Origin of the sequence: Prosthecobacter sp., assembly GCF_044227185.1 — a bacterium.
Taxonomy (GTDB): Bacteria; Verrucomicrobiota; Verrucomicrobiia; order Verrucomicrobiales; family Verrucomicrobiaceae; genus Prosthecobacter.
In genome coordinates this window covers 38,846-63,374 of the sequence record NZ_JBGAFO010000010.1, presented here as the reverse complement: position 1 = coordinate 63,374, position 24,529 = coordinate 38,846, and the positions used below count along the sequence as shown (strand labels likewise).

Below are 24,529 nucleotides of genomic sequence, written 5' to 3'. Positions count from 1 at the left end.
GGTGTGGGCAGTGTTAAGGAACAGGCAGCTTGTCCAGGAGCGTCCTGATCACATCATCCGTGCTCACCCCTTCCGCCTCGGCCTCATAGGAAAGCAGAATACGGTGCCTCAGGATGTCCGGCGCCAGATCCTTGATGTCCTGGGGGATGACGTAGTTGCGGCCGTTCAGGAAGGCCAGCGCCTTCGCCGCCAGCGCCAGGTTGATCGTGCCGCGCGGGGAGGCACCGCAGCGGATCAGCAGCTTCAGGTGTGGCGCCAGCGTCTCCGGGTGGCGTGTGGCATGAATCAGGGCCACGATGTAGTCCCGGATTTTCTCGTCCATGAAGAGGTCGTTCACCACCACGCGGCTGGCGCTGATGGCCGTGACGTCGGTGACCGGGTTCACATCCAGTTTCGGCGCCGAGGTGGCCATGGCATCCAGCACCATGCGCTCCTCCACCGGCGTCGGGTACGTCACCCGCACCTTGAGCAGGAAGCGGTCAAGCTGCGCTTCCGGCAGCGTGTAGGTCCCCTCCTGGTCGATCGGATTCTGCGTCGCCAGCACCATGAAGGGATCAGGCAGCTTGTGGGTGTTCTCGCCGATCGTCACCTGCCGCTCCTGCATGGCCTCCAGCAGCGCGCTCTGCACCTTGGCCGGTGCACGGTTGATTTCGTCCGCCAGCACCAGGTTGGCAAAGATGGGCCCCAGCCTCGGGGTGAAGGTGCCGTCTTTCGGGTGGTACACCATCGTGCCGATCACATCCGCGGGCAGCAGGTCGGGGGTGAACTGGATGCGCTGAAACTTGGCCTTCAGCGTTCCGGACAGCGTGCGCACCGCCAGCGTCTTGGCGATCCCGGGCACCCCTTCCAGCAGCACGTGGCCGTTGGTCAGCAGCGCCACCAGCAGGCGGTCCACCAGGGCGGTCTGGCCCACCAGCACGCGGGCGATTTCGGTTCGGAGCGGATCCACCCAGGCGGAGGCTTTGGTGATGGCTTCCTGATCAGGAACGTTGAGGGGGGCGGCGGAGGCGGGCATTGTGGTAAGCGTACAGGTCAACGGGGGCGTAACCCACGTCAACCCTCAAGGATCAGGGTATTAACGCCTCGCGGGCCGCTTTATGTTGCTGGAATTGTCGGTCCTTTGCGCCATTCATGCCCTCTGATGACCCTCCAAGACCTCCGCGAACAAGTTTGTGAAGCCAACCGCGCCCTCGAGCCCAGCGGCCTCGTCCGCCTTACTTGGGGCAATGTCAGCGGCATCGACCGTGCTTCCGGCCTCTGGGCCATCAAACCCAGCGGGGTGGATTATCTGGCCCTCCAGCCCGCCGACATCGTCATTCTCGATCTCGAAGGCCGCGTGGTGGAGGGCCGGCTGCGCCCCTCTTCCGATACCAAGACCCATCTCGTGCTCTACCGTGAGTTTCCCGAGATCGGCGGCATCACCCACACCCACAGCCTGCATGCCACCATGTTCTCCCAGGCCGGCCGCGAGATTCCCTGCTTCGGCACCACCCATGCGGACCATTTTCACGGCACCGTTCCCGTGGTGCGGGCCCTCACCCCTGAGGAAGTGGCCCAGGATTACGAGCATTTCACCGGCGTCGCCATTGTCGAGCGCCTGCGCGAGCTGAACCTGAGCCCGCTGGAAATGCCCGCCGTCCTCCAGCTTCACCATGCGCCCTTCACCTTTGGCAAAAACGCCATGGACTCCCTGAAAAACAGCATCGCTCTCGAAATGTGCGCTCACATGGCCCTGGGCTCTGCGACCCTGAATCCTGGCATAGGTTCCATTCCTAGCCACATTTTATCCAAGCATCATTTGCGCAAACACGGCCCGGACGCGTATTACGGACAGAAATAGTAATCCCCTCTTCGCCGATGAAACTCTCCCAACCTCTCCGCCTCCTTCTGCTGGCCGCATGTCTCGTGACAGGATGCTCCAGCGAACGAAGGGACGCACTCTGGCAGGTCCTGGATCCCGCCGGTTACAAGCATGCCCACAGCGAAAGCTTCAATGGAGCCAGGGCTTTGAAAACTCCGCAGTCCAAAAAGGCGGATAATGAAATGGCGCTGGAACTCAGCGAATAAAAAACCCATAGAGGAGAAGCTCTGAGCCCTAAGCAGTTCGGCTTCAGTAATTAAGGCATGGCTTAGTTGGGGAGTTTGAGCGCTGACCCTTATCTTTTGGGGTGAGCAGTCTCTTTACTCCAGCAGCACCCAATGCAACGCCCTCCCCCGACCCGGTCTCCGGGGGCGGGAAGGCTGGCTCTGCTGCATTGAAAATCAGCACCATCGCCGCAGTAGTCTGGCTGCTGGTGGTCTGCGCGGGCAGCCTGCTCATGGCCCAGTACTCCCAGACTGCGGGTGCCGCTGGCACCGCGCCGACGCATTGGCCTCAGGCCTGCCAGAGCCCGCGTGATCCAGGCCGCTTCAGCCTGGTGATGTTTCTGCATCCGCGCTGCCCCTGCTCGCGCGCGACCCTCGGCGAGCTCGAGCAGATCGTGGCCCATTGCCAGGGCCTTTTCAGCGCCCAGGTATGGTTCATCCAGCCCGAGGGAATGACTGAAGACTGGGTGAAAACCGACCTCTGGAGCACCGCTGCCGCCATTCCGGGCGTCCAGGTGCATGTCGATCATGAAGGCGCGGAAGCCCGCCGTTTTCAGGCCCTGACCTCCGGCCAGACGCTGCTCTATGACGCCGGCGGAGAGCTGATTTTCCAGGGGGGCATCACCCTGGCCCGCGGTCATGCAGGGGACAATCCCGGCCGTGACGCCATCGAAGCCTTGCTCAAGCAAACCCTTTCCCATGCCGCCAGCCCGCCCGTCTTCGGCTGTGCTCTCGGATGGACACCAACCCAAAAGAAGGAATGCACCTTATGTCAGCCGTAGCCGCGAACACCCTGCCCCAGGAGGCCCCCCTGAAACAAGCCACTGCTCTGCTGCGTGGCAAATCCGGCGCTCAGCGCCCGCAGACCGGCTTCCTGGTGGAAACACCCGCCGCCCGCACGGTTCCAGCACCAGATTTTGCGCTTCAGCAGCGTGCGGCGGAACTTTTTCGCGCCGCTGAAAACGAGCTGCACCGCCACACCGACCAGCTCTTTGCCCGGCTCATGATCGCCCAGTGGCTGGCAGGCTTTGCCGCCGCCCTGTGGATTTCCCCCCTCACTTGGATAGGCGCATCCAGCCAGATCAACGTCCACGTCTGGGCCTCTCTGCTGCTCGGGGGCCTTATCAGCGGCTTCCCGGTCTGGATGGCCTGGAAGTTTCCCGGCCACGCCGTCACCCGTCACGTCATTGCAGCCGCCCAGATGCTCACTTCCGCGCTCCTCATTCATCTGACCGGCGGCCGCATCGAGACTCACTTCCATGTTTTCGGCTCCCTTGCCTTCATCGCCTTTTATCGCGACTGGCGCGTGCTCGTCACGGCCACGCTCGTCGTCGCCGCCGACCACCTGCTCCGCGGTCTCTTCTGGCCTCAGTCCGTGTTTGGTGTTCTCACCGCCAGCTCCTGGCGCTGGGTGGAGCATGCCGGATGGGTGCTGTTTGAAGACGCCATTCTCGTGGTCGCCATTCGCCGGATGCTGCGGGAGATGTCCGAGATCGCCCTGCGCCGCGCCACCCTTGAGGGCAGCAATTCAGAAATCGAACGCCAGGTGGTGGAGCGCACGGCGGAGCTGACCAAGACGCAGGCCGAGCTCCTCGAAACCTCCCGTCTCGCCGGCATGGCCGAGGTGGCCACCAGCGTGCTGCACAATGTCGGCAACGTGCTCAACAGCGTCGGCGTCTCCGCCGAGCTGGCCACCAGCAAAGTGCGCGAGTTCAGGATCGGCAGCCTCAAAAACGTGGCCGAGCTGCTGCAGGAGCACTCGGCGGACCTCACCGGCTTCCTCACCACCGACCCGCGTGGCAAGATGCTGCCGGACTTTCTGCTGAAGCTCTCCGCCGGTCTCGCCGAGCCGCAGCAGGCCATCTTGCAGGAGATGGAGATGCTGCGCAAAAACATCGACCACATCAAGGAGATCGTGGCCATGCAGCAGCGCTACGCCCGCGGCACCGGCGTGGTGGAAACCCTCTCCGTGGCAGACCTGGTGGAGGACAGCATCCGCATCAATGCCGCCAGCTTCAGCCGCCACGAGGTCAATGTGGTGCGTGACATCGCCCCGGTCCCCCCCCTCAAGACGGACCGCCACAAGGTCATGCAGATCCTTGTGAACCTGCTCAGCAATGCCAAGCACGCGCTCGATCACTGCGAAGGCGAGCGGCTCATGACCGTGCGCGTGACGCGAAACCAGGAAGGATACCTGGAGATCGCGGTCATCGACAATGGCACCGGCATCGCGCCGGAAAATCTGGGGAGAATTTTCTCCCATGGCTTCACCACCAAAAAGCAGGGGCACGGGTTTGGTCTGCACAGCGGGGCGCTGGCGGCCAAGGAACTGGGCGGGACCTTGAAGGTGCACAGCGATGGCGTCGGACGTGGGGCCACCTTCACCCTCACGCTGCCTTTGGAGAACTGATCCAACCATGACCCACACCTCCAACACCGCCGCCCACCGGCGTATTCTCGTCATCGACGACAACCGGTCGATTCACGATGACTTTCGCAAGATCCTGGCTCCCTCCGCCGCCGCGGATGATGCGTTGAACGCGGCCGAGGCCGCGCTGTTTGGCAAGGCGCAGCAGGCACCCTCCTCCGCCCAGACCTTCACCATTGACACCGCCTCCCAGGGGGAGGAGGGCTTTGAAATGGTGCAGCGCGCCGTGGCGGAGGGCCGCCCCTACGCCATGGCTTTTGTGGATGTCCGCATGCCGCCGGGCTGGGACGGGATCGAGACCACCCGGCAGATCTGGAAGGTCTGCCCGGACATGCAGATCGTCATCTGCACCGCCTACGCGGACTGCTGCTGGAGCGACGTGCAGGAGCAGATCAAGCCCCGCGACCGCATGCTCATCCTGAAGAAGCCCTTCGATGTCATCGAAGTCCTGCAGCTCGCCATATCACTGACGGAAAAGTCCCGCCTCCTGCTGGAGTCCAGGTCCCACCTGCAGGACCTGGAGCAGCGCGTGAAACTGCGCACTCAGGAGCTGGAGGCCTCCCAGATGGCCGCGCACGAAAAAGCCTCCCTCCTGGAACTCTCCCGGGACGCCATTCTCGTGTGCGGGCTCGACCTTCGTGTCACTTACTGGAATAAAAGTGCGGAGCGGCTCTACGGCTGGACGGCGGCGGAGGCCATCGGACGTCTGATGTCAGATCTGAAGGACCAGAACAGTGACCTTTTTCTGCAAGCCTGTGACAAGGTCATGCAAACGGGTGAATGGGACGGCGAACTGCAGCAGGTGAGCAGGGACGGGCGCAAGCTCGTGGTGGAGGGCCGCTGGACGCTCCTGCGGGACGCCGCGGGGCAGCCGCGCAGCATCCTGGTGATCAATACTGACATCACCGAGCGCAAAAAAGTCGAGGAGCAGCTCCTCCGCGCCCAGCGCATGGAGAGCCTGGGCACGCTGGCCGGCGGCATCGCCCATGATCTCAACAACGCGCTGACGCCCATCATGATGTCCATCGAGCTGCTGAAGCTGCATGAGAAGGACGCGCTGCGCATGGGGGTGCTCGCCACCATCGAAAACAGCGCCAGGCGCGGGGCGGACATGGTCCGGCAGGTGCTCTCCTTCTCGCGCGGTGTGGAAGGCCAGCGCCTTGAGGTTCAGACCGGCCATCTTCTCAAAGGCATCGAAAAAATCGCCAATGAAACCTTCCTCAAGAACATCCGGGTGAACAGTGAGATCCCCCCTGGTCTTTGGATCGTCCCGGGAGACCCCACGCAGATTCATCAGATGCTGCTCAATCTCTGCCTCAATGCCCGGGATGCCATGCCCAATGGCGGTACCTTGAACCTTAGCGCCAGCAATCATCTCGTCGATGAGCAGTGCGCCGCGATGATCGCCGGCGCGCGGCCCGGCCCCTATGTGCTCATTGAACTGGAAGACACCGGCAGCGGCATGCCGCCGGAGGTGATCGACCGCATCTTCGAGCCCTTCTTCACCACCAAGGAGCTGGGCAAAGGCACCGGTCTTGGCCTCTCCTCCGCCCTGGCCATCATCAAAAGCCACCAGGGCTTCATCCGTGTCTTCAGTGAAATGGACAAAGGCTCCAAGTTTCAGGTCTATCTCCCCGCGCAGATGGCGGACGGCACGCCGCCTCCGCCTCCCACGCAGACCGAGATGCCGCGGGGGAATGGCGAACTCGTCCTGCTCATCGATGACGAGGAGCCCGTGCGGCACATCACCGGGCAGACCCTGGAGTCCTTCGGGTACAAAGTGCTGCCTGCTGCTGACGGCGTCGAGGCCTCCACCCTGTACGCCGCCCACAAGGACAAAGTCGCCGTGGTGCTCACGGACATGATGATGCCCGTCATGGATGGTCCCGCCACCATCCAGGTGCTCATGCGCATGAATCCTCAGGTGCGCATCATCGCCGCCAGCGGCCTCAGTGTGAAGGACATGGTGGCCAAGGCCACCAGCGCCGGCGTCAAACACTTCATCCCCAAACCCTACACTGCGGAAACGCTGCTGAGAATGTTGGACACCGTCCTGCACATGCAGCCCGCCCCGCTCCTTAAGCCGATGAACCTTCCGGCCATCACCGGGGAGCACGCCTCTCACGCCCGAATCCAGCTTGAAGCATGACAGAAGCTCTGATCTCCAGATTTGTCCTGCCTCCTTTCCGTGCTTCGGCATGGCGGTGTGGTCTGTTGTCGTTGCCCCGGCTCCGCTGCGTGCGTGCTTTCTTTCTGCTTGGCTCCCTCCTTCTCATTTCCCTGAATGCCACGGCGCAGGAGACGGCCACGCCCCACACCATCCGGGTCGTGACGGATGACAACTTCCCGCCCTACGTTTTCAGAGACAGTGAGGGCAGGCTGCAGGGGATCATCATCGACCAATGGCGCGTGTGGGAAAAGCGCACCGGCGTCACCGCAGAAATTCATGGCATGGACTGGAGCGAGGCCGTCCGCCGGATGAAGGCGGGCGAGTTCGATGTCATCGACGCGATGTTCAAGACGCCCGAACGCACGGCCTATCTGGATTTCGGCAAGCCCTACACCACCATCGAGGTCTCCATCTTTTTCCGCGACTCCATCGCCGGCATCAACAACCTCTCCTCCCTGCGAGGATTCCCCGTCGCGGCCAAGCTGGGGGACACCGTGGTCAAGCTCCTGCAGGAAAACAAAATCACCCCCATGTTGTTGTACAACAACTACGAGGCCATCATCACCGCTGCCAATGAGCGCAAGGTGAACGTCTTCGTCGTGGACAAGCCTCCCGCGCAGTACTTCCTGCAAAAGCTCGGCATCGCCTCTGAGTTCCGCATGTCCGAACCCGTCAGCATCGGCGAGTTTCACCGCGCGGTCCGCAAAGGAAATGCCGGGCTGCTGCAGCTCGTCGAAAAAGGCTTCGACGACGTGGGCGAGAAGGAGCTTTCCTGGATCGAAAAGAAGTGGTTCGGCCAGACCCTGGACGGTCATCCCTACCTGCGCAGCCTGGGCTACGCCGCGCTCGCCGCTGTCTCTCTGGTCACTCTTCTGGTCGGCCTGAACTGGATGCTTGCCGGCCAGGTCCGCATACGCACCTCCGCCTTGCAGGAGAAGGAGGAGCAGTTGCGCCTCTGCGTCCAGCACAGCCCGGCCGCCATCGCCATGCTGGACCGTGACATGCGTTATCTCGTGGTCAGTCTGCGCTGGATGGAGGATTACCGTCTCGGGGATCAGTCCGTCACCGGACGCAGCCATTACGAGGTCTTCCCCGAAGTCCCTCCTCACTGGATCGAAATCCACCGTCGTTGTCTCGCCGGCGCTGTCGAAAAAAGCGAAGATGAAAAATTCGTCCGTGCGGATGGCTCCATCGACTGGATCCGCTGGGAGATCCGCCCCTGGCATCAGGCGGACGGCGCGATCGGCGGCATCATCATCTTCTCCGAGGACATCACCACCCGCAAGCAGGCCGAGCTCGCCCTGCGCGCGAGCGAGGCCGAGTTCCGCACGCTCATTGAATCCGCCTCCGACGGCATCCTTGTTTCAAACGTGGCCGGCCGTCTGCTGGAGGCAAACGCCGCCGTGTGCCAGATGCTGGGCCATCCACGCGAAGAGCTGGTGCGCAAAGGCTTTGTGGACATCGTGGCCTCCGGTGAAATGATCCGGATCCTTCCTGAACTGGCGCGCATGAAAGAAGGCGAGGTAGTGCGGAGCGAATGGTCCTGCCGCCGCAAGGACGGCTCCGTGTTTCCAGCCGAAGTCAGCTCCACCGTTCTGCCTGACGGTCGCATCCAGTGCATCATGCGTGACATCACCCAGCGCAAGATGGCCGAGGACAAAATCCGAGAGCAGGCCTCCCTCCTCGACAAGGCGCGTGACGCCATCATCGTGTGCGGCCCGGACAACCATCGAATCTCCTACTGGAACCGCAGCGCGGAGCGTCTCTACGGCTGGCAGGCCGGCGAAGTGCTGGATCATTCCCTGGTCGAGCTGCTCAGCCGCGAGCCCGTGCAGTTTCTTGCCGTCATGAAAGCCGTCATGTCGCAGGGGGAGTGGGCCGGTGAAATGCAACAGTGCGACAAGGAGGGACGGCAGGTCATCGTGGAGTCGCGCTGGACGCTCATCAAGGATGCCCAAGGCCATCCCCAGTCCATTCTCTCCATCAACACGGACATCACAGAACGTAAAAAGCTTGAGCAGCAGTTCCTGCGCTCCCAGCGCATGGAGAGCATCGGCACGCTGGCCGGCGGCATCGCCCACGATCTCAACAATGTGCTGGCACCCATCATGATGTCCATCGAGCTCCTGAAGCTTCAGGAGAGAAGCATGAAAAAGCAGGACATCCTTGCCACCATCGAATGCAGCGCCAAGCGTGGCGCCGATCTGGTGAAGCAGGTTCTCTCCTTTGCCCGGGGCGTGGAGGGGCGCCAGCTCGCCGTTCAGGTGGGGCACCTGCTCAAGGAGATCGAAAAGATCACCAATGAGACCTTCTTGAAAAGCATCCAGGTCCGCTGCGAAAGCTCCGGCGGCCTGTGGCTTGTGCAGGGAGACCCCACCCAGATCCACCAGGTGCTGCTCAATCTCTGCGTCAATGCGCGGGATGCCATGCCCAATGGCGGCCATCTGAGGCTCTCAGCCAGAAACATGCTGATGGATGAGCAGTGTGCGACCATGATCGCTGGTGCCAAGCCCGGGCCCTATCTTCACATCGAGGTGCAGGACAATGGCACCGGCATGCCGCCGGATGTGATCGAGCGCATCTTCGAACCGTTTTTCACCACCAAGGAGCTGGGCAAGGGCACCGGTCTTGGCCTGTCCTCCGTCATGGCCATCGTGAAAAGCCATCACGGCTTTGTGCGGGTGGAGAGTGAAGTGGGGAAGGGCACCACCTTCCACATCTACCTGCCGGCCCACATTTCCTCACATACGGAGGTCGAGGTGCTTGTGCATGGCGAGCTGCCCCGCGGCAACGGCGAGCTTATTCTCGTCGTCGATGACGAGGCGGCTGTGCAGCAGATCACCAAGCAGACCTTGGAAACCTTCGGCTACAAAGTCCTCCTGGCCGCGGATGGAGCCGAGGCCGTCTCGCTTTATTCCGCCCACCGTTCGGAAGTCGCCCTGGTGCTCACGGACATGATGATGCCTCTCATGGACGGCCCGGCGACGATTCAGGTGCTCATGCGCATGAACCCGGAGATCTGCATTGTCGCTGCAAGTGGAATGAATGCTGCTGGCATGGAGGAGAAAGCCGCGTTCGCCGGCGTCAAAAACTTCATCCCCAAACCCTACACAGCAGAGACTCTGCTCAAGACTCTGGACGAGATGCTGCATGATCAGCGCCCCGTATGACCGGCGCTGTGCATCTGCCGCGAAAAGAAGCGCTGACCTCAACCGCTTTGATGTTCAAAGCGTTAGACTCGCGGGTGGTTATGACGTAATTTTCGGCCATGAACTTACACACGCTCTGACATAGGCGCATCATGTGGAAAACGTTCTTCATGGATGCCGGCTTGGATCAGGCTTGTGCAATGAAACAGGCGAAGCGCCCGACCTCGGGACGCAGGCTGTTCCGGAGATGGTACACTTCGTGGCGGACCAGTTCTGCCCTCCTCGCCGCTGCGGCGGCGGGACGCCGCTGGCTCCGCGCCTGTGGTGTCATTGTCTGCTTTCTGCCTGGGTTTGCTGATGCCGCGGCGTCCGCTCAGCAGCCTGAGCCTCCACGTAAAATCACCGTGGTCATGGATGACAATTTCCCGCCGTATGTTTTCAGGAATGACGGCGGAGATCTGCAGGGCATCATCGTTGATCAGTGGCGTGCCTGGGAAAAAAAGACGGGCGTCACAGCGGAGGTTCACGGCATGGACTGGGGGGAGGCTCTCAGGCGGATGAAAGCACGCGAATTTGATGTCATCGACACCGTTTTCGCCACGGCAGAGCGCGCCGCTTACCTCGATTTCTCCCAGTCCTACGCCACCGTGCAGGTTCCTATTTTCTTTCGCGCCACGATTTCAGGCATCACCGGCATCGACTCCCTGAAAGGCTTTCCGGTGGCGGTCAAAGAAGGGGATGCAACCGCCCAGATGCTGCAGGCCAGAGGTGTCACTCCGCTGCTTCTCTACCACAATTATGAATCCATCATCACCGCCGCTCGTGAGCGCAAGGTGAATGTCTTCGTCGTGGACAAGCCCCCGGCGCTTTATTTCCTCCACAAGCAGGGCATGGAGGCGGATTTTAGAATGTCGGAGCCCATCAATGTGGGGGAGTTTCACCGCGCCGTCCGCAAAGGGAACACCGGGCTGCTGCAGCTTGTCGAAAAGGGGTTCTCTGACGTGGGAAAGATGGAGTTCTCCCGCATCGAAAAGAAATGGTTTGGTCAGACCCTGGGTGGCGCCCGTCATTACCTGCGCTACCTGGGCTATGGCGCCATGTCCGCCGCCGCCATCGTGGCCCTGCTCCTCGCCTGGAACTGGGGGCTGGCCCGCCAGGTAAAAAAACGCACCCAGACCCTTCGCGAGCGTGAAGAGCAGCTTCGCCTGTATGCTCAGCACAGCCCCGCTGCCATCGCCATGCTGGACCGGGACTTGAAATATCTGGTCGTCAGCCGGCGGTGGATGACCGATTATCGTCTCGGCGACCAGTCCATTGTTGGCCGGGGTCACTACGAGGTCTTTCCGGAAATTCCGCCTCATTGGCGCGCAATTCATCAGCGCTGCCTCGCCGGTGCGATCGAGAAATGTGATGAAGAAGCCTTCCTGCGTGCGGATGGCAGGACGGACTGGATCCGCTGGGAGATCCAGCCATGGCGCCAGGCGGATGACTCCATCGGCGGTCTCATCATGTTCACCGAAGACATCACCGCGCGCAAGCAGGCCGCCGAGCTGCTTCGTGAAGGGGAGACCAGGCTGATCAAGGCCTTCCGCAGCAGTCCGGTTGCGCTGACCATCGCCCGCAGGCGGGATCAGCGGCTTGTGGAGGTCAACGACGCTTTCACCATTCTTCTCGGCTGGACGCGCGAGGAGGCGGTCGGTCGCTCCATGGTGGAGCTCGCGGTGCTGGATGAACCGGGCGCCGCCCTGTTTCGCAGGACTCTTGAAGAGCAGCACTCCACCCGCGACATGGAGCTCACGCTGCGCGCGCGCGGTGGCGAGAGTCTCAAGGCCATCGCCAGCATGGAATCCATCGAGTTTCAGGGCGAGCCCCACGTGGTGGCCACTTTTGTGGACATCACCGAGCGCAAACGGGCGGAGGAGGCGCTGCGTGGAAGCGAGGCCACCTTCGCCTCCGCCTTCGAGCATGCTCCCATCGGCAAGGCGCTCGTCTCTCCCGAAGGGCGCTTCCTGCGCGTCAACCGTGCGTTGTGCGATATTGTCGGCTATGCCGAATCCGAGCTCCTTGCCCTCACCTTTCAGGACATCACCCACCCGGAAGACATCGAGGGTGATCTCACCAAGGTGCGGCAAATGCTGCGCCATGAGATTGAGACCTTCCAGATGGAGAAACGATACCTGCACAAGAAGGGCGGTGTTGTCTGGGTCCTTCTCAGTGTCTCCATGGTGAACAATGAGCAGGGGAGGCCGGCGTTCTTTGTCTCCCAGGTCCAGGACATCACCGGCCGCAAAAAGGCGGAGCTCCGCATCCAGCAGCTCAACCGTCTTTACGCCGTGCTGAGCGGCATCAATGAAACCATCGTTCGTGAAAAGAGCACGGCGGCATTGCTGGCCGCCGCCTGCCGCATTGCGGTGGAAAGAGGTCTCTTCGGCATGGCATGGATCGGCCTGTTCGATCCTGACACAGGCCGTCTTCGGGTCGCTGCGCAGGTGGGCGTCACGGATGAAATGGTGCCCAGGCTCGAGACCATCGTCAATGACACCCCGCCGGGGTCGGGCTGCACCGTGACCGCGCATGCGCTGCGTTCCGGCGAACATTCGGTCTGCAATGACATTGAAAACGACCCGGACGCCGCCTCCTGGCGCGCGGAGGCCCTGTCCAGAAACTACCGTTCGATGGCATCCCTGCCGCTCAAGTCGGCGGACAAAACCATCGGTGTGTTCAACCTGTATGCGGACTCCGCGGAGTTCTTTGACGCCGAAGAAATGACCCTCCTCGACGAACTCGCCATCGACATCAGCTTCGCCATCGACATCAGCCGGCGCGAGGCCGAGCTGCGGGAGGCCGACAAGCGCTTCATCAAGCAGCGCAAGGCCCTCATCGAGCTCACCCGCCACTGGGGCGGAGATGGTGACGAGGCGCTGCTGCTCCTGCGAAAAATCGCCGAGGGAGCCGCCCAGACCCTCAGCGTCTCCCGCGTCAGCATCTGGCGCTACAACAGCGACCGGTCCGCCATCCGCTGCGTGGATTTGTACGAGTGGGAGGAGGGCCGCCATTCCTCCGGCCTGGAGCTTTCCGCGGACACTCATCCGGCCTATTTTCGCGCTCTCGCGGAGCAGGAGATGATCGTGGCGGACGACGCTGCGGAGAATCCCAGCACCTGCGAGTTTTTGGACGACTATCTGCGCCCTCATGGCATCCGCTCCATACTGGACGTTCCCATCATCGTCGGCGGGTTTCGCACCGGCGTGCTGCGCATCGAGCATGTGCGCACGCCGCGCGAATGGACGGCGGATGAGAAGACCTTTGCCCTGGCCATGTCCAATCTCGTTTCCCTCGCGCTCGAAGGCGTGGAGCGCCGCCAGGCGGAGAACTCCCTGCGGGAGAGCGAGAAGCGCTTCCGCCAGTTCGCTGAAACCATTGAGGAAGTGTTCTGGATGACCGACCCTGCCGGCGGCGAGATGATCTACGTCAGCCCGGCTTATGAAAAAATCTGGCACCGCACTTGCGCCAGCCTGTACGCAGACCCGCGGAGCTGGCTCGAGGCCGTGCATCCGGATGACCGCGAGCGCATCTCCCAGGCCACCGAGGTCAAAAGAAAACGTGGCGAGTATGACGAGCGCTACCGCATTCAGCGCGGCGACGGCACGCTGCGCTGGATCCATGACCGCGCCTTCCCCGTGCGCGATTCCCATGGCAACGTGCTGCGCATCGTCGGCACAGCCGAAGACATCACGGAAAGCAAGCAGGTGGAGGCTCAGCTCCTGCGTTCCCAGCGCATGGAGAGCATCGGCACGCTGGCCGGCGGCATCGCCCACGATCTCAACAATGTCCTCGCTCCCATCATGATGTCCATCGAGCTGTTGAAGCTGCAGGAGAAGGACACCCGGCGGCTGAACATTCTCTCCACCATCGAAACCAGCGCCAGACGCGGGGCGGACATGGTTCAGCAGGTGCTCTCGTTCGCCAGGGGAGTCGAAGCAAAACAGGTGCCCGTGCAGATGGGCCGCCTGCTCAAGGAGATCGAAAAGATCGCCAACGAAACTTTCCTCAAAAGCATCCAGGTCCGCAGCAGCATCCAGCAGGGCCTCTGGGTCGTCCAGGGAGACCCCACCCAGCTCCATCAGGTGCTGCTCAATCTCTGTGTCAATGCACGCGATGCCATGACCGGCGGCGGAATTTTGCAGCTCTCCGCCAGCAATGTGACGCTGGATGAGCGGTGCACGGAGATCAGCGCCGAGGCACGCCCCGCCGGGTCCTATGTCCTCATCGAGGTGGAGGACAGCGGCATCGGCATGCCTCCGGAAGTGCTGGAGCGCATTTTCGAGCCATTCTTCACCACCAAGGAGCTCGGCAAAGGCACGGGTCTGGGGCTTTCCACCACCCTCGCCATCATCAAAGGCCACCACGGTTTCCTCCGCGTGAACAGCGAGATGGGAAAAGGCACCCAGTTCCAGATTTACCTCCCCGCGGACGCCGCAAAGAGCGCCCAGCCCGCCCTGTCAGCCGAGCCGGTGCTGCCGCGCGGCGAAGGCGAGCTCGTCCTCGTGGTCGATGACGAAGTCACCGTCCGGCAGATCGTCAAACAGACGCTGGAGGCCTTCGGCTATCGCGTTCTCGTGGCCGCGGATGGTGTCGAGGCTTCATCCCTCTTCACCGCGCACCAGCAGGACATCGCCGTGGTGCTCACAGACATGATGATGCCCGTCATGGACGGACTGGCCACGATCCAGGTGCTCATGCGCATGAATCCCCAGGTGCGCATCATCGCCGCCAGCGGCCTGAGCATCAAAGACATGGTGGCCAAGGCCATGCGCGCCGGCGTGAAGCACTTCATTCCCAAACCGTACAGCGCTGAAATGCTGCTGAAGACGCTCGCGGAAGTTATGCGCAGCTAGCGCTTATTTCTGTTTCGCCTCGTAGCCCGGCAGGGGCTTGCCGTCTTCGCCCAGTTTGCCGCAGGCCCACAGCAGGCCGCGCGCCACCAGGTCCAGATAGACGGGGGACTGCATCGTTTCATTGCCGTGGCCCAGCGTGGTGCCGAAGACCCTGGCCTTGCCGTATTCGTTCACCCAGATCACGTTGTGGTCCTTTTTTGTGTCCTCGCCATAGGCCTTGGCCAGCGGCACAAAGTGCTCCCACAGCTTTTCGTTCTTATAGAGCTCGTCCTTCGCGTCCAGCCATTCCGCCGGAAAGCCCTTCATCACCGGATGCGTCTCCGCGATGTTCTTCACATGCAGGTCGCGGTTCTTCTCATGGCTCATCGAGGTCTGGCCCACGCACTTGCGCCACTCGTCCGTCTTGGCCGCACGATAGCTGTGGGTGGAGCAGTGCAGCATCACCGCCGGCACGCCGTTGAAGTGCGCCCTGGCGATGCGCTCCACAAACGCCACGTCTTCGATCGCGCCAAAACATTCGTTGTGCAGGATCACATCATAGCCTTCCGCCCAGTTGTCCTTTTCATAGATCGAGATCTTGTGGCTCTTGTCCTTCTTCCCTTCAGGCCCCTCTTCATGCACGATGGTGAACTCCACGTTCGCCCGCGCGCTCAGCCCCTCGGCCAGGATGAGCTTCTGATTCTCATAGTCATGGCAGCAGCCTCCGGTGACCATGAGGACCTTCAACGGTTTCACCTCCTCCTTGGGAGCGGCGGCTACGGCAAACAGGCAGGCGACAGACAGGAGGGAGATGAGAAGGGGGCGCATGGCGGCGGTTCGGGTTGGGAGTGGCCGAGTATGCGCGGAATGCGCCGCTTGTCTTTCACGATTCTCGCCCCCCTGCGGTTCTGCCTTGTGTCTCGCCTGGGAGATTTGGTAAAAGCTTCGAAAATTCTTTTATGCGCATTGGGTTCTTTTTCCTCGTTTCGGCCATTGCATGTTTCGGACAGTCCGCCCCCCCGCCGGGATCTGAGGCGGAAAAATACCACCAGATGCTGCTCAAGCGCCCCCAGCCGGGCTTGGTTTATGACAGGTTCTATTCCGCATGGCTGGAAACGGGAACCCCGGACTCTCTGGCGGAGTTCTTGTCCCACCGCACCGGCACCGCCGGCGATCTCCTCGTTCTCGCGATTTTCCATGACCAGCGTGGCAACGAGGCCGAGGCCCTGAAGGCTTACACTGCCGCCTTGGAGCGGGACGGTACAAACTCCCGCGCCTGGCTGCAGCGGGCCAGACTGGAGGCGCGCATGATGAATTTCGATGCGGCGCTCACCTCCCTGACTGCGGCGGACAAAGGCACCAAGGATGTGGGTCTCACCCGTGAGGTCGGCCAGCTCCGTGGCCGCTGGCTCCTGCGCACCGGCAAGCCGGAGGCCGCCCTCCAGGCCTGGCGCGATCTGGTCAAGGCGAACGCCGACGATGAAGATCTCATCGAGGAAGTCATCGATCTGCAGCTTGATGAAGGCCTCTTTGCCGAAGCGCAGGCGCAGATGTCGGCCCTGATCGCCAGGACCAAGGACACCTATGCAAAGGCGGTGCGCCAGCTCCGCCTCGCGGAAATCCAGCTGCGTGCCACCCAGAGAGAGGCCGCGCTCGCCACCTTGACCGCCACCCTCGCGGACACCGGCCAGGGCACCTGGATCGAGGGCGAAGTTCTCTCTCAGATTGAGGCTCTTTTTCGCCGCGATGAGAACCTCAGCGGTCTCCTGAAGGAACTCGAAAAGCTCCAGGCTGCGCACCCCCAGCGCACCACGCTCGAGCGTCAGCGCGCCCGCGTTCTGGCCGAGCTCGGCGAGAAGGACAAGGCGCTGGCCATCTACGCCGCTCTCCTCCAAAAAACACCCGGCCAGCGCGATCTGCGCGAAAGCTATCTCGATCTCCTCGCCCGCTTTGAAAAGTTCAAGGAGGCCATTGAGCAGACAAACCTGCTGCTGGAGCAGACCCCTGACGACCGCGAGCTCCTCGTCCGCCTGGCCACGCTCCAGGAGCGGGCGAAGGACAAGGCGGCCTCCAAAGCCACCCTGGAAAAATACCTGGCCGCGAAGGACACCGCGGAGTTCGATCACCTCCGCGTCGCGCGGCTCTACGAGAGCTGGGAGCGCACTGAAGACGCCACCCTCGCCTACGAGCGCATGGTCGCGGCCTTTCCCGACAGCACGGCCGCCAGGGAGGCCCAGGCCCACTACCTCCACCGCAGCGGCAGGCGGGATGCCGCGCTGGCCATCTGGCGGGCTCTCGCAAAAAGCGGCGATCTCCCCCAGGTCATGGCTGTCGGACAGGCCTTGATGGCCCGCCTCGAGCCTCAGGTCGCGCTGGAGATCTTGCAGGCCCGCCACACGGAGTTCGCGGCGGATGAGCGCTTTCTGGGCCTGCTGGTCAATGCCGCTCTCAGCGCCAAAAAATCTGCGGATGCCATCCCCTGGGCGCTCGCCCGCATTCGCGCCACCACGGACGTCAGTTATCTCGACGATGCGCTTCGTCAGGCGGTGACATGCTTCAAGGAGAATGAGGCAAAGTTTACTGAGACCTTGGCCTCTCTGCAGACGGGAACGCCCACCGTGCAGGAGCGTGTCCTCCTCGCCACCCTCCTCGAAGAAAAGCAGGACCGCATGGGCGCTGAAAAAGTCCTGCGCGAAATCCCCGCCGAGCACGCGCTGGCGGCGCAGACGCGTCTGCTGAAGCTCATGGAGTCCCGTCAGGACTGGCTGCGTGCCACGCAGGAGGCGGAGAAACTCATCGCCATGCCCCAGGGCAGAAATTCCACCAACCTGCAGCGCCTCGTGGATCTCACGGAGCGCTCTGGCAAACTGGACGAAGCCCTCAAGTGGGTGGCGGAGTGGAAGACGCTTTCCCCCGGCTCCTCCACCCCCTGGCTGCGCGAGGCCCGCCTGCTCCAGCTCAGCGGCAAAGGGCGCGAGGCTCTGAAAATTCTGCAGGCGGCCACGCGAAAATTTGATGACGATGAGGCCGTCGCCGATGCCCTGGCCTCCGGCTTCATCGAGCAGGGGCAGATGAGCGAGGCGGAGCGGGTTTACCTCTCTCTGTTTGAAAAGGAGGACAAGCCCGAGGATAAAATGCGCTGGGTGGGCACTCTCGCCCGTCTGGCCGCTGATCGCGGGCAGTTGAAGGCGCTCACTGATAAGTTCCTCGAACGTCAGCGCACCAATCGTGCCGACGCCGCTCCCTGGCTTGCGCTCGCGGAGATTCATCGCGTCGCCGGCAGCACCACCGAGCAGGAGCGCGCCCTGCGCGAGGCCCTGCGCCTCCGGCCGGACGACTCCAATCTCGCCATGCAGATCGCCCGCATGGATCTCGACATGGGCCAGTGGAAGCGCGCCATCGAGGAACTTCAGCGCCTCGCCAGTCTCGCCAGGGGTGGCCGCGTTCAGCAGATGATCGCCTCCATCGAGATCGAGTATGGCGACGCCAATGCCGGCTACCGCATGCTTTACGAAATCGCCGGCGGCGCCCAGATGACTGCGGACGACGCCCTGACCCTGGCCAAAAGCATGAGCGCCCAGCAGGACTGGAAGCGCGTCATCACCTTTCTGGAGCCTCTCCTGCGCCGTTTTCCCGAAGACTACCGCCTGGGCTATGTGCAGGCCGTCGCGCTTGAGGAGGACGGCAAAACCGCCGCCGCAGTCTCGCTCTTCCTGCGCCTCATGGCGCACACGCAGGAGCTTCCTTCCATCCTGGCCGCCACCAAGGCCCCCGCCACCGGCAAGGGTCAGTTTTACGAAGATTTGGAGAAGCGCATGCCAAAGGGGTCGGCGGACCTTGTCTGGCTCACTTCTGGCAGCTCCTATCAGGCCTACAATTATCGTCCGAGCTCCATCCGCTATTCCGGCCAGTCTCCCAGCAAGGCCGTGATGATTCCCTCCGCGCTCAACAGCCTTCACTCCATGTCCGTGGCCCACGCCGTCACCCTCATGAAAGGGGAGCCCGCCGAGAAAAAGGCGGCATGGCGCGCGGAGGCCGTGGCTGCCGGCGTCTCTGCCGCGCGCTACCTCGACGCCATCGACATCGACCAGTACTACCGCCTGCACGAAAGCCCTGTGGCCTTGGAATTCTATCCCGATGACGACGCCGTCCTGGCCTTTGTTATCAGCAGGGCGGACAACGTCTCTTTTGAGGTCGCCGCCCGGGGCTATGACCGTTTTAAATCGAAGTATCCCGACCTTGCCTTCCTTGCCGCAAGACGCGCGGTGATGGAGGACAGCCAGAAGGGCGCGGACCTCCTCGCCGCATCTCTGGACGCATTGGAAAAAATGCCGCCGGACGAGCTGCGCAAATCAAACGCCGGCAGTTTTTATATGAGCTACATGCTTGGCGGAGGCCAGAGCATGCGGGAGAATTCCTCGCAGCCCAGCCTGCCGGAGCCGGTGCGCCAGCGCATGCTCGCGCTGGTGCTGCGGCATCTCGATTTGAAGGATCCGGAGGTTCAGTCCCCGGTGGATAAAACCTGCGTGCCCAATGCCGCCAATGCCTGCCGCTCCCAGCGTGCATGGAAGGAGTTCGTCGCGCTGATGGAGCGCGAACAGCGGCTCTGGACCGAGCATGAGCCCACCCGCCGGGAGTGGTCGAAGTTCAATTCCCAGTATCAGCGCCGCAGCCAGACTCCCGCAGGAGACATGATCGCCCGCCTGCCTTTCCCAGGCGGCACGGTTCTGCCGTCCACCCTGGTGCTCTATTTCGGCCGCCACGACATCTATAATCCTCGCGATGACGACAAGCTGGAAGCGGAACCGGGCGAATATGAAGGCCTGAGACCTTTGATTGAGGGTGTCAAGTCTCCGGAACTGCGTGCCCTGCTCGCCTACAAGGTCGGCTTCCGTGAGCGCGTGAAGCGCGATGTCACCCAGCTCATTTCCACCCCGAATCCTTCCGTGGACTCTCTGTTGCTCGCCGCCTCATGGTTCAGCGTTGAGGATGAGTACGACCGCGTGGCCGAACTGCTCGTCCGCGCCTCCGGCATGAACATTCCCGCCAGTGTCCGCCCTGCTTTTGACGGCGCCCTCGTGCATGCCGCGCTCAAGCTCAAGCCGCAGGCAGGCAGCCCGCTCATCGAGCCCGCGCAGATGGCCCTGCGCCGCCTCCGCAGCGCACGCGTGACGATCGAGCAGAAGGAGGAGCTCGTCGCCGCCATGAAATCTCTCCGGATGGAGGACGAGGCGGAGCAGTGGTCCCGCATTGCCATGGTCACTCCTTCGGCCCCCCAGCGCACCGCCACCTATGTCAGCAGTTCCAGCATCGATACCAAAAAACTCCAGTCGCTCATCGCCGGCAAGGATGAGGACGCCATCGTCAAGGAGGCTGTCACCCAGTTGCGGCGCGTCATGCTCTATGCCAGCAACGGCAGTCAGTCCACCGCCACCAATCGCGCCAGGGAGATCATGCGCCTCGCGGGCAGGCCGGGCCTTTATGAAAAAATTCAGGCAGTTTTTGACCCGGGGGAAAACGCCACGGCCACAAAGCTCTATGAGCAGGCCCAGTTCCTCCAGGTGATCGAGCACAAGGCCGAAGCCATCACCGTGCTGGAGAAAATCGTGGAGATGAACCCAAAGCACTTCCAGGCGCGCCTCAACCTCTGCGCCCTTATTGCCGCCACGGATGCAGAGCGCGCGGTCAAGATGCTGACTGACGTCCCGCTCTCCGCCTACCAGCAGAGCAACGTGGGGAGCCAGATCGCGGAAATGCTGCGCCGGGAGGACTCCATGCCCTTTGAAAGCCGCATGAACATCGTCACGGCTCTGGCCGGCATGCTGGATGCTGCGCCGCCCTCGGCGGGAACAAAAGGCCTGGAGTGGATGATTGATCTGCCCGGCATCATCGCCAACAACATGTACCGGGAGCCGCGCCTCGCACATTTGTATGCGCGTCCAGGGCTGGCCAGTGAGTCCTCCTTCAATTATCTGCCAACGACTTCGCAGCCCGCATTGAAGCGGCGTGAAGTGCATGACCGCCTGTGCCAGGCGCTGATGAAGCATCCCGCCATGGCGGAGGAAGGATTCCGCCGCTTTGCATGTCTGGCGATTCATGACGGTCAAAAAATCGACGAACTGGCCGCCACGGCTCTCCGCCTTCTGCAGGAGATGAAAGCAACCCCGAGCGCGCAGCGGATCGGACTGACCCGCCGGTATAACAGCTATCAGGAGATGACCGGCCTGTGGCCTCCCACCCCGGCGGAATTCCTCGCCTGGAAAGCCTGGAAGGAGAACCGCCTGGAGCAGTTCCAGCAGGAGGTCCTTCCCCTGGCCGCCGCAGCCACGGATGCCGCGCAGCAGAGCGCGCTGCGCGCAAAGCTGAATGTCTGGTCCTGCCCGCCGGATGCCTTCGCCCAGAATGCCAAAACCTTTCTCACCACCGTCGGCGGTCGTAGCAATTCCGGCTTTGGCGATGAGCAGAACGTCATGTGGCTGATCGACCGCTGGGAGGAGCGCAAAATTGAAGGCCTGCCGCTTGATGAGCTGATCGCCGGCAGCTTGAAGCAGAGCCGGGGCTTTGGGGATGGTTCAGCCGTCGCCCGCTATCTGGACCTGCGTCAGCAGCAGCATCCTGAGGCTGGACTCACAAAGTTTTTGACCCGTCTCGTTTCCAATGTCCTGGGTGCTGATCAGAATGCCTGGCCCTCAGCCATGAAGAGCACGCTGGATAGCTATTATGGCGGTGGCGGCTCACTGAACAATCCCTCCGCTTACACCTTGCTGCGTGTCATCAATGGTCTGATCCGCAAGCCTGCCACCTTTGGCGCCGGTCTGCAGATGGCCACCCTGGTGGGCGCCGTCGGCCACTCCGGCTGGACTCGCAGCAACGGCTCCAGCATGACCGCTGCCATGAAGTCGCCGGAGCATGCTTTCGCCACGCTTGGTTCGCTCGGGTGGCTCGGTGCTGCGGATCAGATGATCCTGCCCGAAAATCCGGCCTGCCTCCAGGTCGAGTTCATCAAACAAACACGCGAGAACCGCGATGTGATGCAGGACCTGCGCGTGCGGCTGGCGGCGCTGAAGCAGCGCACCTTCGGGGTGGAGCTCTGCGAGGCCCTCATGCAGGAAGCGCCCGGCGGCCCGGTAGCTGCGGTGCTGAAGCGGCGCGCGGCTGATATCGCGCTGATTCCCGAAAAAAGCGGCCCTGCTTTCATGGCGGTCATCAAAGCGCAGATTCCTGCCCTCAACCAGCCTGCCACGGCCGACCCCGCCCTGGTCAAGGCGCTCGGCCCGCTCTACGACACCGAACAGAAAAAGGCCATGGATGAGATCGACCGCTGGATCGCCGCCACTCGCGCCGAGGACGTGCATGGGGACGCCGAGACTTATGCGGACACGCTCAAAGGCATGCTGAAAACCCTCATCCCTGGCGATGCGGAAAAGGCGCGCAGCCTTTTCCTCCACGGCTGTGAACTGATGGAGGCCAAAGCCACCTCCTCCAACTGGAAATACTACGCCGGAGCCAATGCCTGGCTCACCCGCTCCAACATCCTCGACGAATTGAAAAAGGAGTGGGCCAAACCGGAGACCATGGCCTTTGTCATGCGGCTCTGCCACGAGGACATCTCCGGCAATCTCTCTCCGGACGGCTGGGCGGCCAACAGCGGCTATGGCCAGACGCTGGTGGAACTCTGGCGCACCAATGGCGGCGCTGCCGTCATGGGCCGTGGCATCGATGCCATGCTCAAGCGCACCACGGAAGTCCTGCAGGACACTCCCCACACGCTCATGCCCCTCGCCTTCTTTGACTTCTACCAAAGGCTGCCGCAGAGCCTGCGCGTGCCCGCCATGAAGTATGCCGCGCACCTGCCTGCCTCCCACCCCCAGGCCGCGCTGGGGCGCGAGCTCGATCTCGCCGGGCGTTTCTTCCTCGCCACTGACCCCCAATCCCGGCAGAATCCAGCCACTCAGAAGGCTGTGGCGGAACTCGGCGGCATGCAGCCCGTCTGGGAGCACTGCAGGGCCCTGCTGAGCACGGACAAAGCCAATGCGCGGGTACGCCAGTCTCTCGTTCACTTCCTTTCCTACTGGGCTCATGACGACATCGATCCCGAGTGCGCCAGACTCGGCGCTGCTGCCGCGCTCGAGTCCATGAAGCAGAAACACTGCATCCACGGCTACCAGTACGGCTGGATCATGCGGGCCTTCAACCGCCTTCCCGTGGATGATGCCTGGCAGGCCGCAGCCCAGGAGCACTGGGACGCCTGGCTCGCGCGCCTGAGCAACGGCGGCCTCACCAAATATGATCCCTGCGAGTGGGTCATCAACAGCATGCTGCGCATGACCGCCCGCACCGGCAACGACGACTGGATGCGCACCATGCTCCGCCAGCACCACGCCGCGCTCAGCAAGGAGCCGTCCGGCATTGTCAGCCTCATCATCGGCGGCCAGCCGCAGCTCGCCGCCGAGCATTTCAAGGCCGAATGGCGCAGCTTTTTGTTCGATCCGCAGCGGGAGCTGCTCTGGAGCAGGGAGCTCGTGGACAATCTCCCGGCCTTCAAAGCCGCCTGTGGGGATCCCGGCCTCGCCTTGCTCGGGGAGATCTACCTCTCCTACCTCAAAGATCCCATCAAGCCCGAGCAGGCCGCCATTCCTGGCTTCAAGAGCCGCGAGGACCGCTTCAAGGATCTCGCCAGGCGCTTCAAGGAAACCAAGTTCACCGACGAAGAGGTGCGCAGGGACTGCGTCGAGATCATCTGCAACTTCTACGATGCCGCTGACATCATCCACGATGCCGTCGATGAAGTCGCCGACAAAACCAAGGTGGAGGCGATCGCCGCCATCGATGAAACCTGGGAGCACTGGCGCCAGCTCAAGCCCCTTCAGTTCTCTCTGGGCTGGAAGGCCGCCCATGGCGATGTGAAGCCAAACATGGCCGCCTATGACCGCGTCCTGGCCGCCCGCTACAGCCAGAGCTACTACCAGCGCTCGGCGGTGAAAGAAACCGGCTGGGGCCCCTCCTGGGTCAGCGGCTGGCTCTGGTCCCGCGAATCCGAGGCCGGTCGTGAGCCCGATGTCCGCGCCACCCTGCCGTTCCTCGATCACGTCATTGCCAAAACCCCCGTCGATCTGCGCGACATGCACGTCGCCGACTGCATCACCCAGAAATGGCTCATCCACCTCGTGAGCAATGAGCCCGCCGTCTTTGAGTCCTGGCGCAAAGGACTCAGCGAGGACGACAGGCGCGACTTCAAAAAGCGCCTCAAGGACCGCTGGGAGATGTGGACCTGCATCCGCCAGCTCTCCGGCACGCAGAAAAAGATGCGCCTCTCGCCGGAGCAGCGCGCCGGCCTCATCGCTGCGGTGGCACGTGATGAATGGTGCGCCGCCATGTATCCCCCCGCAGGCCCGGGCATCCCCAATCTCATCAATGACATCGTGCAGAAAAGCACCGTCTTCAAACCTGACGAATTTGCCCCGGTGGCCGCCCAGATTGCCGACGCCCTCCCGCGCCTGGGCCGCACCGCCAGCGAAGCCGCCGACCTCCTGGTCGCCAATGGCAGACATGACGCCGCGGTCCCCCTCTTTGCCCTGGCCTTCGAGCACGCCCGCAAGGGAAACGAAAAAGATTACAATCTCGCCGCCGGCTACGCCGTGAAACAGGCGGAAATCCTCGAGCGCACTGGAAAAAAACCAGAGGCTCTGCAGGTGCTTAAAACACTCGACGAGAAGCGCTTGGGCGGAGGCGTTAAAAAATCCGTCGATACCGCCATCACACGTCTTTCGAAGTAGTCCCAAGCAAAGTCTTGTCCCGCACGTCTCTCTCTGGTAAAACC

10 protein-coding genes are annotated in these 24,529 nt (G+C 62.4%); 8 read left to right on the top strand and 2 right to left on the bottom strand.

Annotated elements, in window-relative coordinates:
- Positions 1–13 precede the first annotated feature (13 nt).
- Positions 14–1,015, bottom strand: coding sequence for an AAA family ATPase (locus ACILSQ_RS22000; protein ID WP_395745819.1), 1,002 nt, complete (start codon positions 1,013–1,015; stop codon positions 14–16).
- A 126-nt stretch (positions 1,016–1,141) separates the two neighbouring features.
- Between ACILSQ_RS22000 and araD the strand changes: the two genes are divergently transcribed.
- From araD to ACILSQ_RS21965, 7 genes are all read left to right on the top strand, one after another.
- Positions 1,142–1,840 carry an L-ribulose-5-phosphate 4-epimerase AraD gene (gene araD, locus ACILSQ_RS21995; protein WP_395745818.1) on the top strand — a complete coding sequence of 233 codons (699 nt, stop codon included), beginning with the start codon at positions 1,142–1,144 and terminating at the stop codon, positions 1,838–1,840.
- A 17-nt stretch (positions 1,841–1,857) separates the two neighbouring features.
- On the top strand, positions 1,858–2,067 hold the full coding sequence (locus ACILSQ_RS21990) for a hypothetical protein (RefSeq protein ID WP_395745817.1): 210 nt from the start codon (positions 1,858–1,860) through the stop codon (positions 2,065–2,067).
- A gap of 188 nt (positions 2,068–2,255) precedes the next feature.
- Positions 2,256–2,867 carry a RedB protein gene (locus ACILSQ_RS21985; RefSeq protein ID WP_395745816.1) on the top strand — a complete coding sequence of 204 codons (612 nt, stop codon included), beginning with the start codon at positions 2,256–2,258 and terminating at the stop codon, positions 2,865–2,867.
- Positions 2,855–4,495, top strand: a complete 1,641-nt coding sequence (locus ACILSQ_RS21980) for a sensor histidine kinase (RefSeq protein ID WP_395745815.1) — start codon at positions 2,855–2,857, stop codon at positions 4,493–4,495. The genes ACILSQ_RS21985 and ACILSQ_RS21980 overlap by 13 nt, the downstream gene beginning before the upstream one ends.
- A gap of 7 nt (positions 4,496–4,502) precedes the next feature.
- Positions 4,503–6,662 (top strand): response regulator, encoded by a 2,160-nt coding sequence (locus ACILSQ_RS21975; protein WP_395745814.1) that lies wholly within the window; start codon positions 4,503–4,505, stop codon positions 6,660–6,662.
- Positions 6,663–6,751: 89 nt separating this feature from the next.
- The gene (locus ACILSQ_RS21970) at positions 6,752–9,853 is read left to right on the top strand and encodes a PAS domain S-box protein (protein WP_395745813.1); all 3,102 of its coding nucleotides are present in this window, start codon (positions 6,752–6,754) and stop codon (positions 9,851–9,853) included.
- Positions 9,854–10,242: 389 nt separating this feature from the next.
- Positions 10,243–14,730, top strand: coding sequence for a PAS domain S-box protein (locus tag ACILSQ_RS21965; RefSeq protein WP_395745812.1), 4,488 nt, complete (start codon positions 10,243–10,245; stop codon positions 14,728–14,730).
- 3 nt (positions 14,731–14,733) lie between these two features.
- On the opposite strand, the gene ACILSQ_RS21960 is transcribed toward ACILSQ_RS21965, so the two are convergent.
- Positions 14,734–15,537, bottom strand: a complete 804-nt coding sequence (locus tag ACILSQ_RS21960) for a ThuA domain-containing protein (RefSeq protein ID WP_395745811.1) — start codon at positions 15,535–15,537, stop codon at positions 14,734–14,736.
- Positions 15,538–15,668: 131 nt separating this feature from the next.
- On the opposite strand from ACILSQ_RS21960, the gene ACILSQ_RS21955 reads away from it, so the two are divergent.
- The gene (locus tag ACILSQ_RS21955; RefSeq protein WP_395745810.1) at positions 15,669–24,485 is read left to right on the top strand and encodes a tetratricopeptide repeat protein; all 8,817 of its coding nucleotides are present in this window, start codon (positions 15,669–15,671) and stop codon (positions 24,483–24,485) included.
- Positions 24,486–24,529: the final 44 nt, after the last annotated feature.

Bases quoted from the DNA above. Each gene is read 5' to 3' on its own strand.
- ACILSQ_RS21975 (WP_395745814.1), top strand. From the start codon at position 4,503: ATGACCCACACCTCCAACACCGCCGCCCACCGGCGTATTCTCGTCATC.
- ACILSQ_RS21980 (WP_395745815.1), top strand. From the start codon at position 2,855: ATGTCAGCCGTAGCCGCGAACACCCTGCCCCAGGAGGCCCCCCTGAAA.
- ACILSQ_RS21990 (WP_395745817.1), top strand. From the start codon at position 1,858: ATGAAACTCTCCCAACCTCTCCGCCTCCTTCTGCTGGCCGCATGTCTC.
- araD (WP_395745818.1), top strand. From the start codon at position 1,142: ATGACCCTCCAAGACCTCCGCGAACAAGTTTGTGAAGCCAACCGCGCC.
- ACILSQ_RS22000 (WP_395745819.1), bottom strand. From the start codon at position 1,015: ATGCCCGCCTCCGCCGCCCCCCTCAACGTTCCTGATCAGGAAGCCATC.
- ACILSQ_RS21960 (WP_395745811.1), bottom strand. From the start codon at position 15,537: ATGCGCCCCCTTCTCATCTCCCTCCTGTCTGTCGCCTGCCTGTTTGCC.
- ACILSQ_RS21955 (WP_395745810.1), top strand. From the start codon at position 15,669: ATGCGCATTGGGTTCTTTTTCCTCGTTTCGGCCATTGCATGTTTCGGA.
- ACILSQ_RS21965 (WP_395745812.1), top strand. From the start codon at position 10,243: ATGGATGACAATTTCCCGCCGTATGTTTTCAGGAATGACGGCGGAGAT.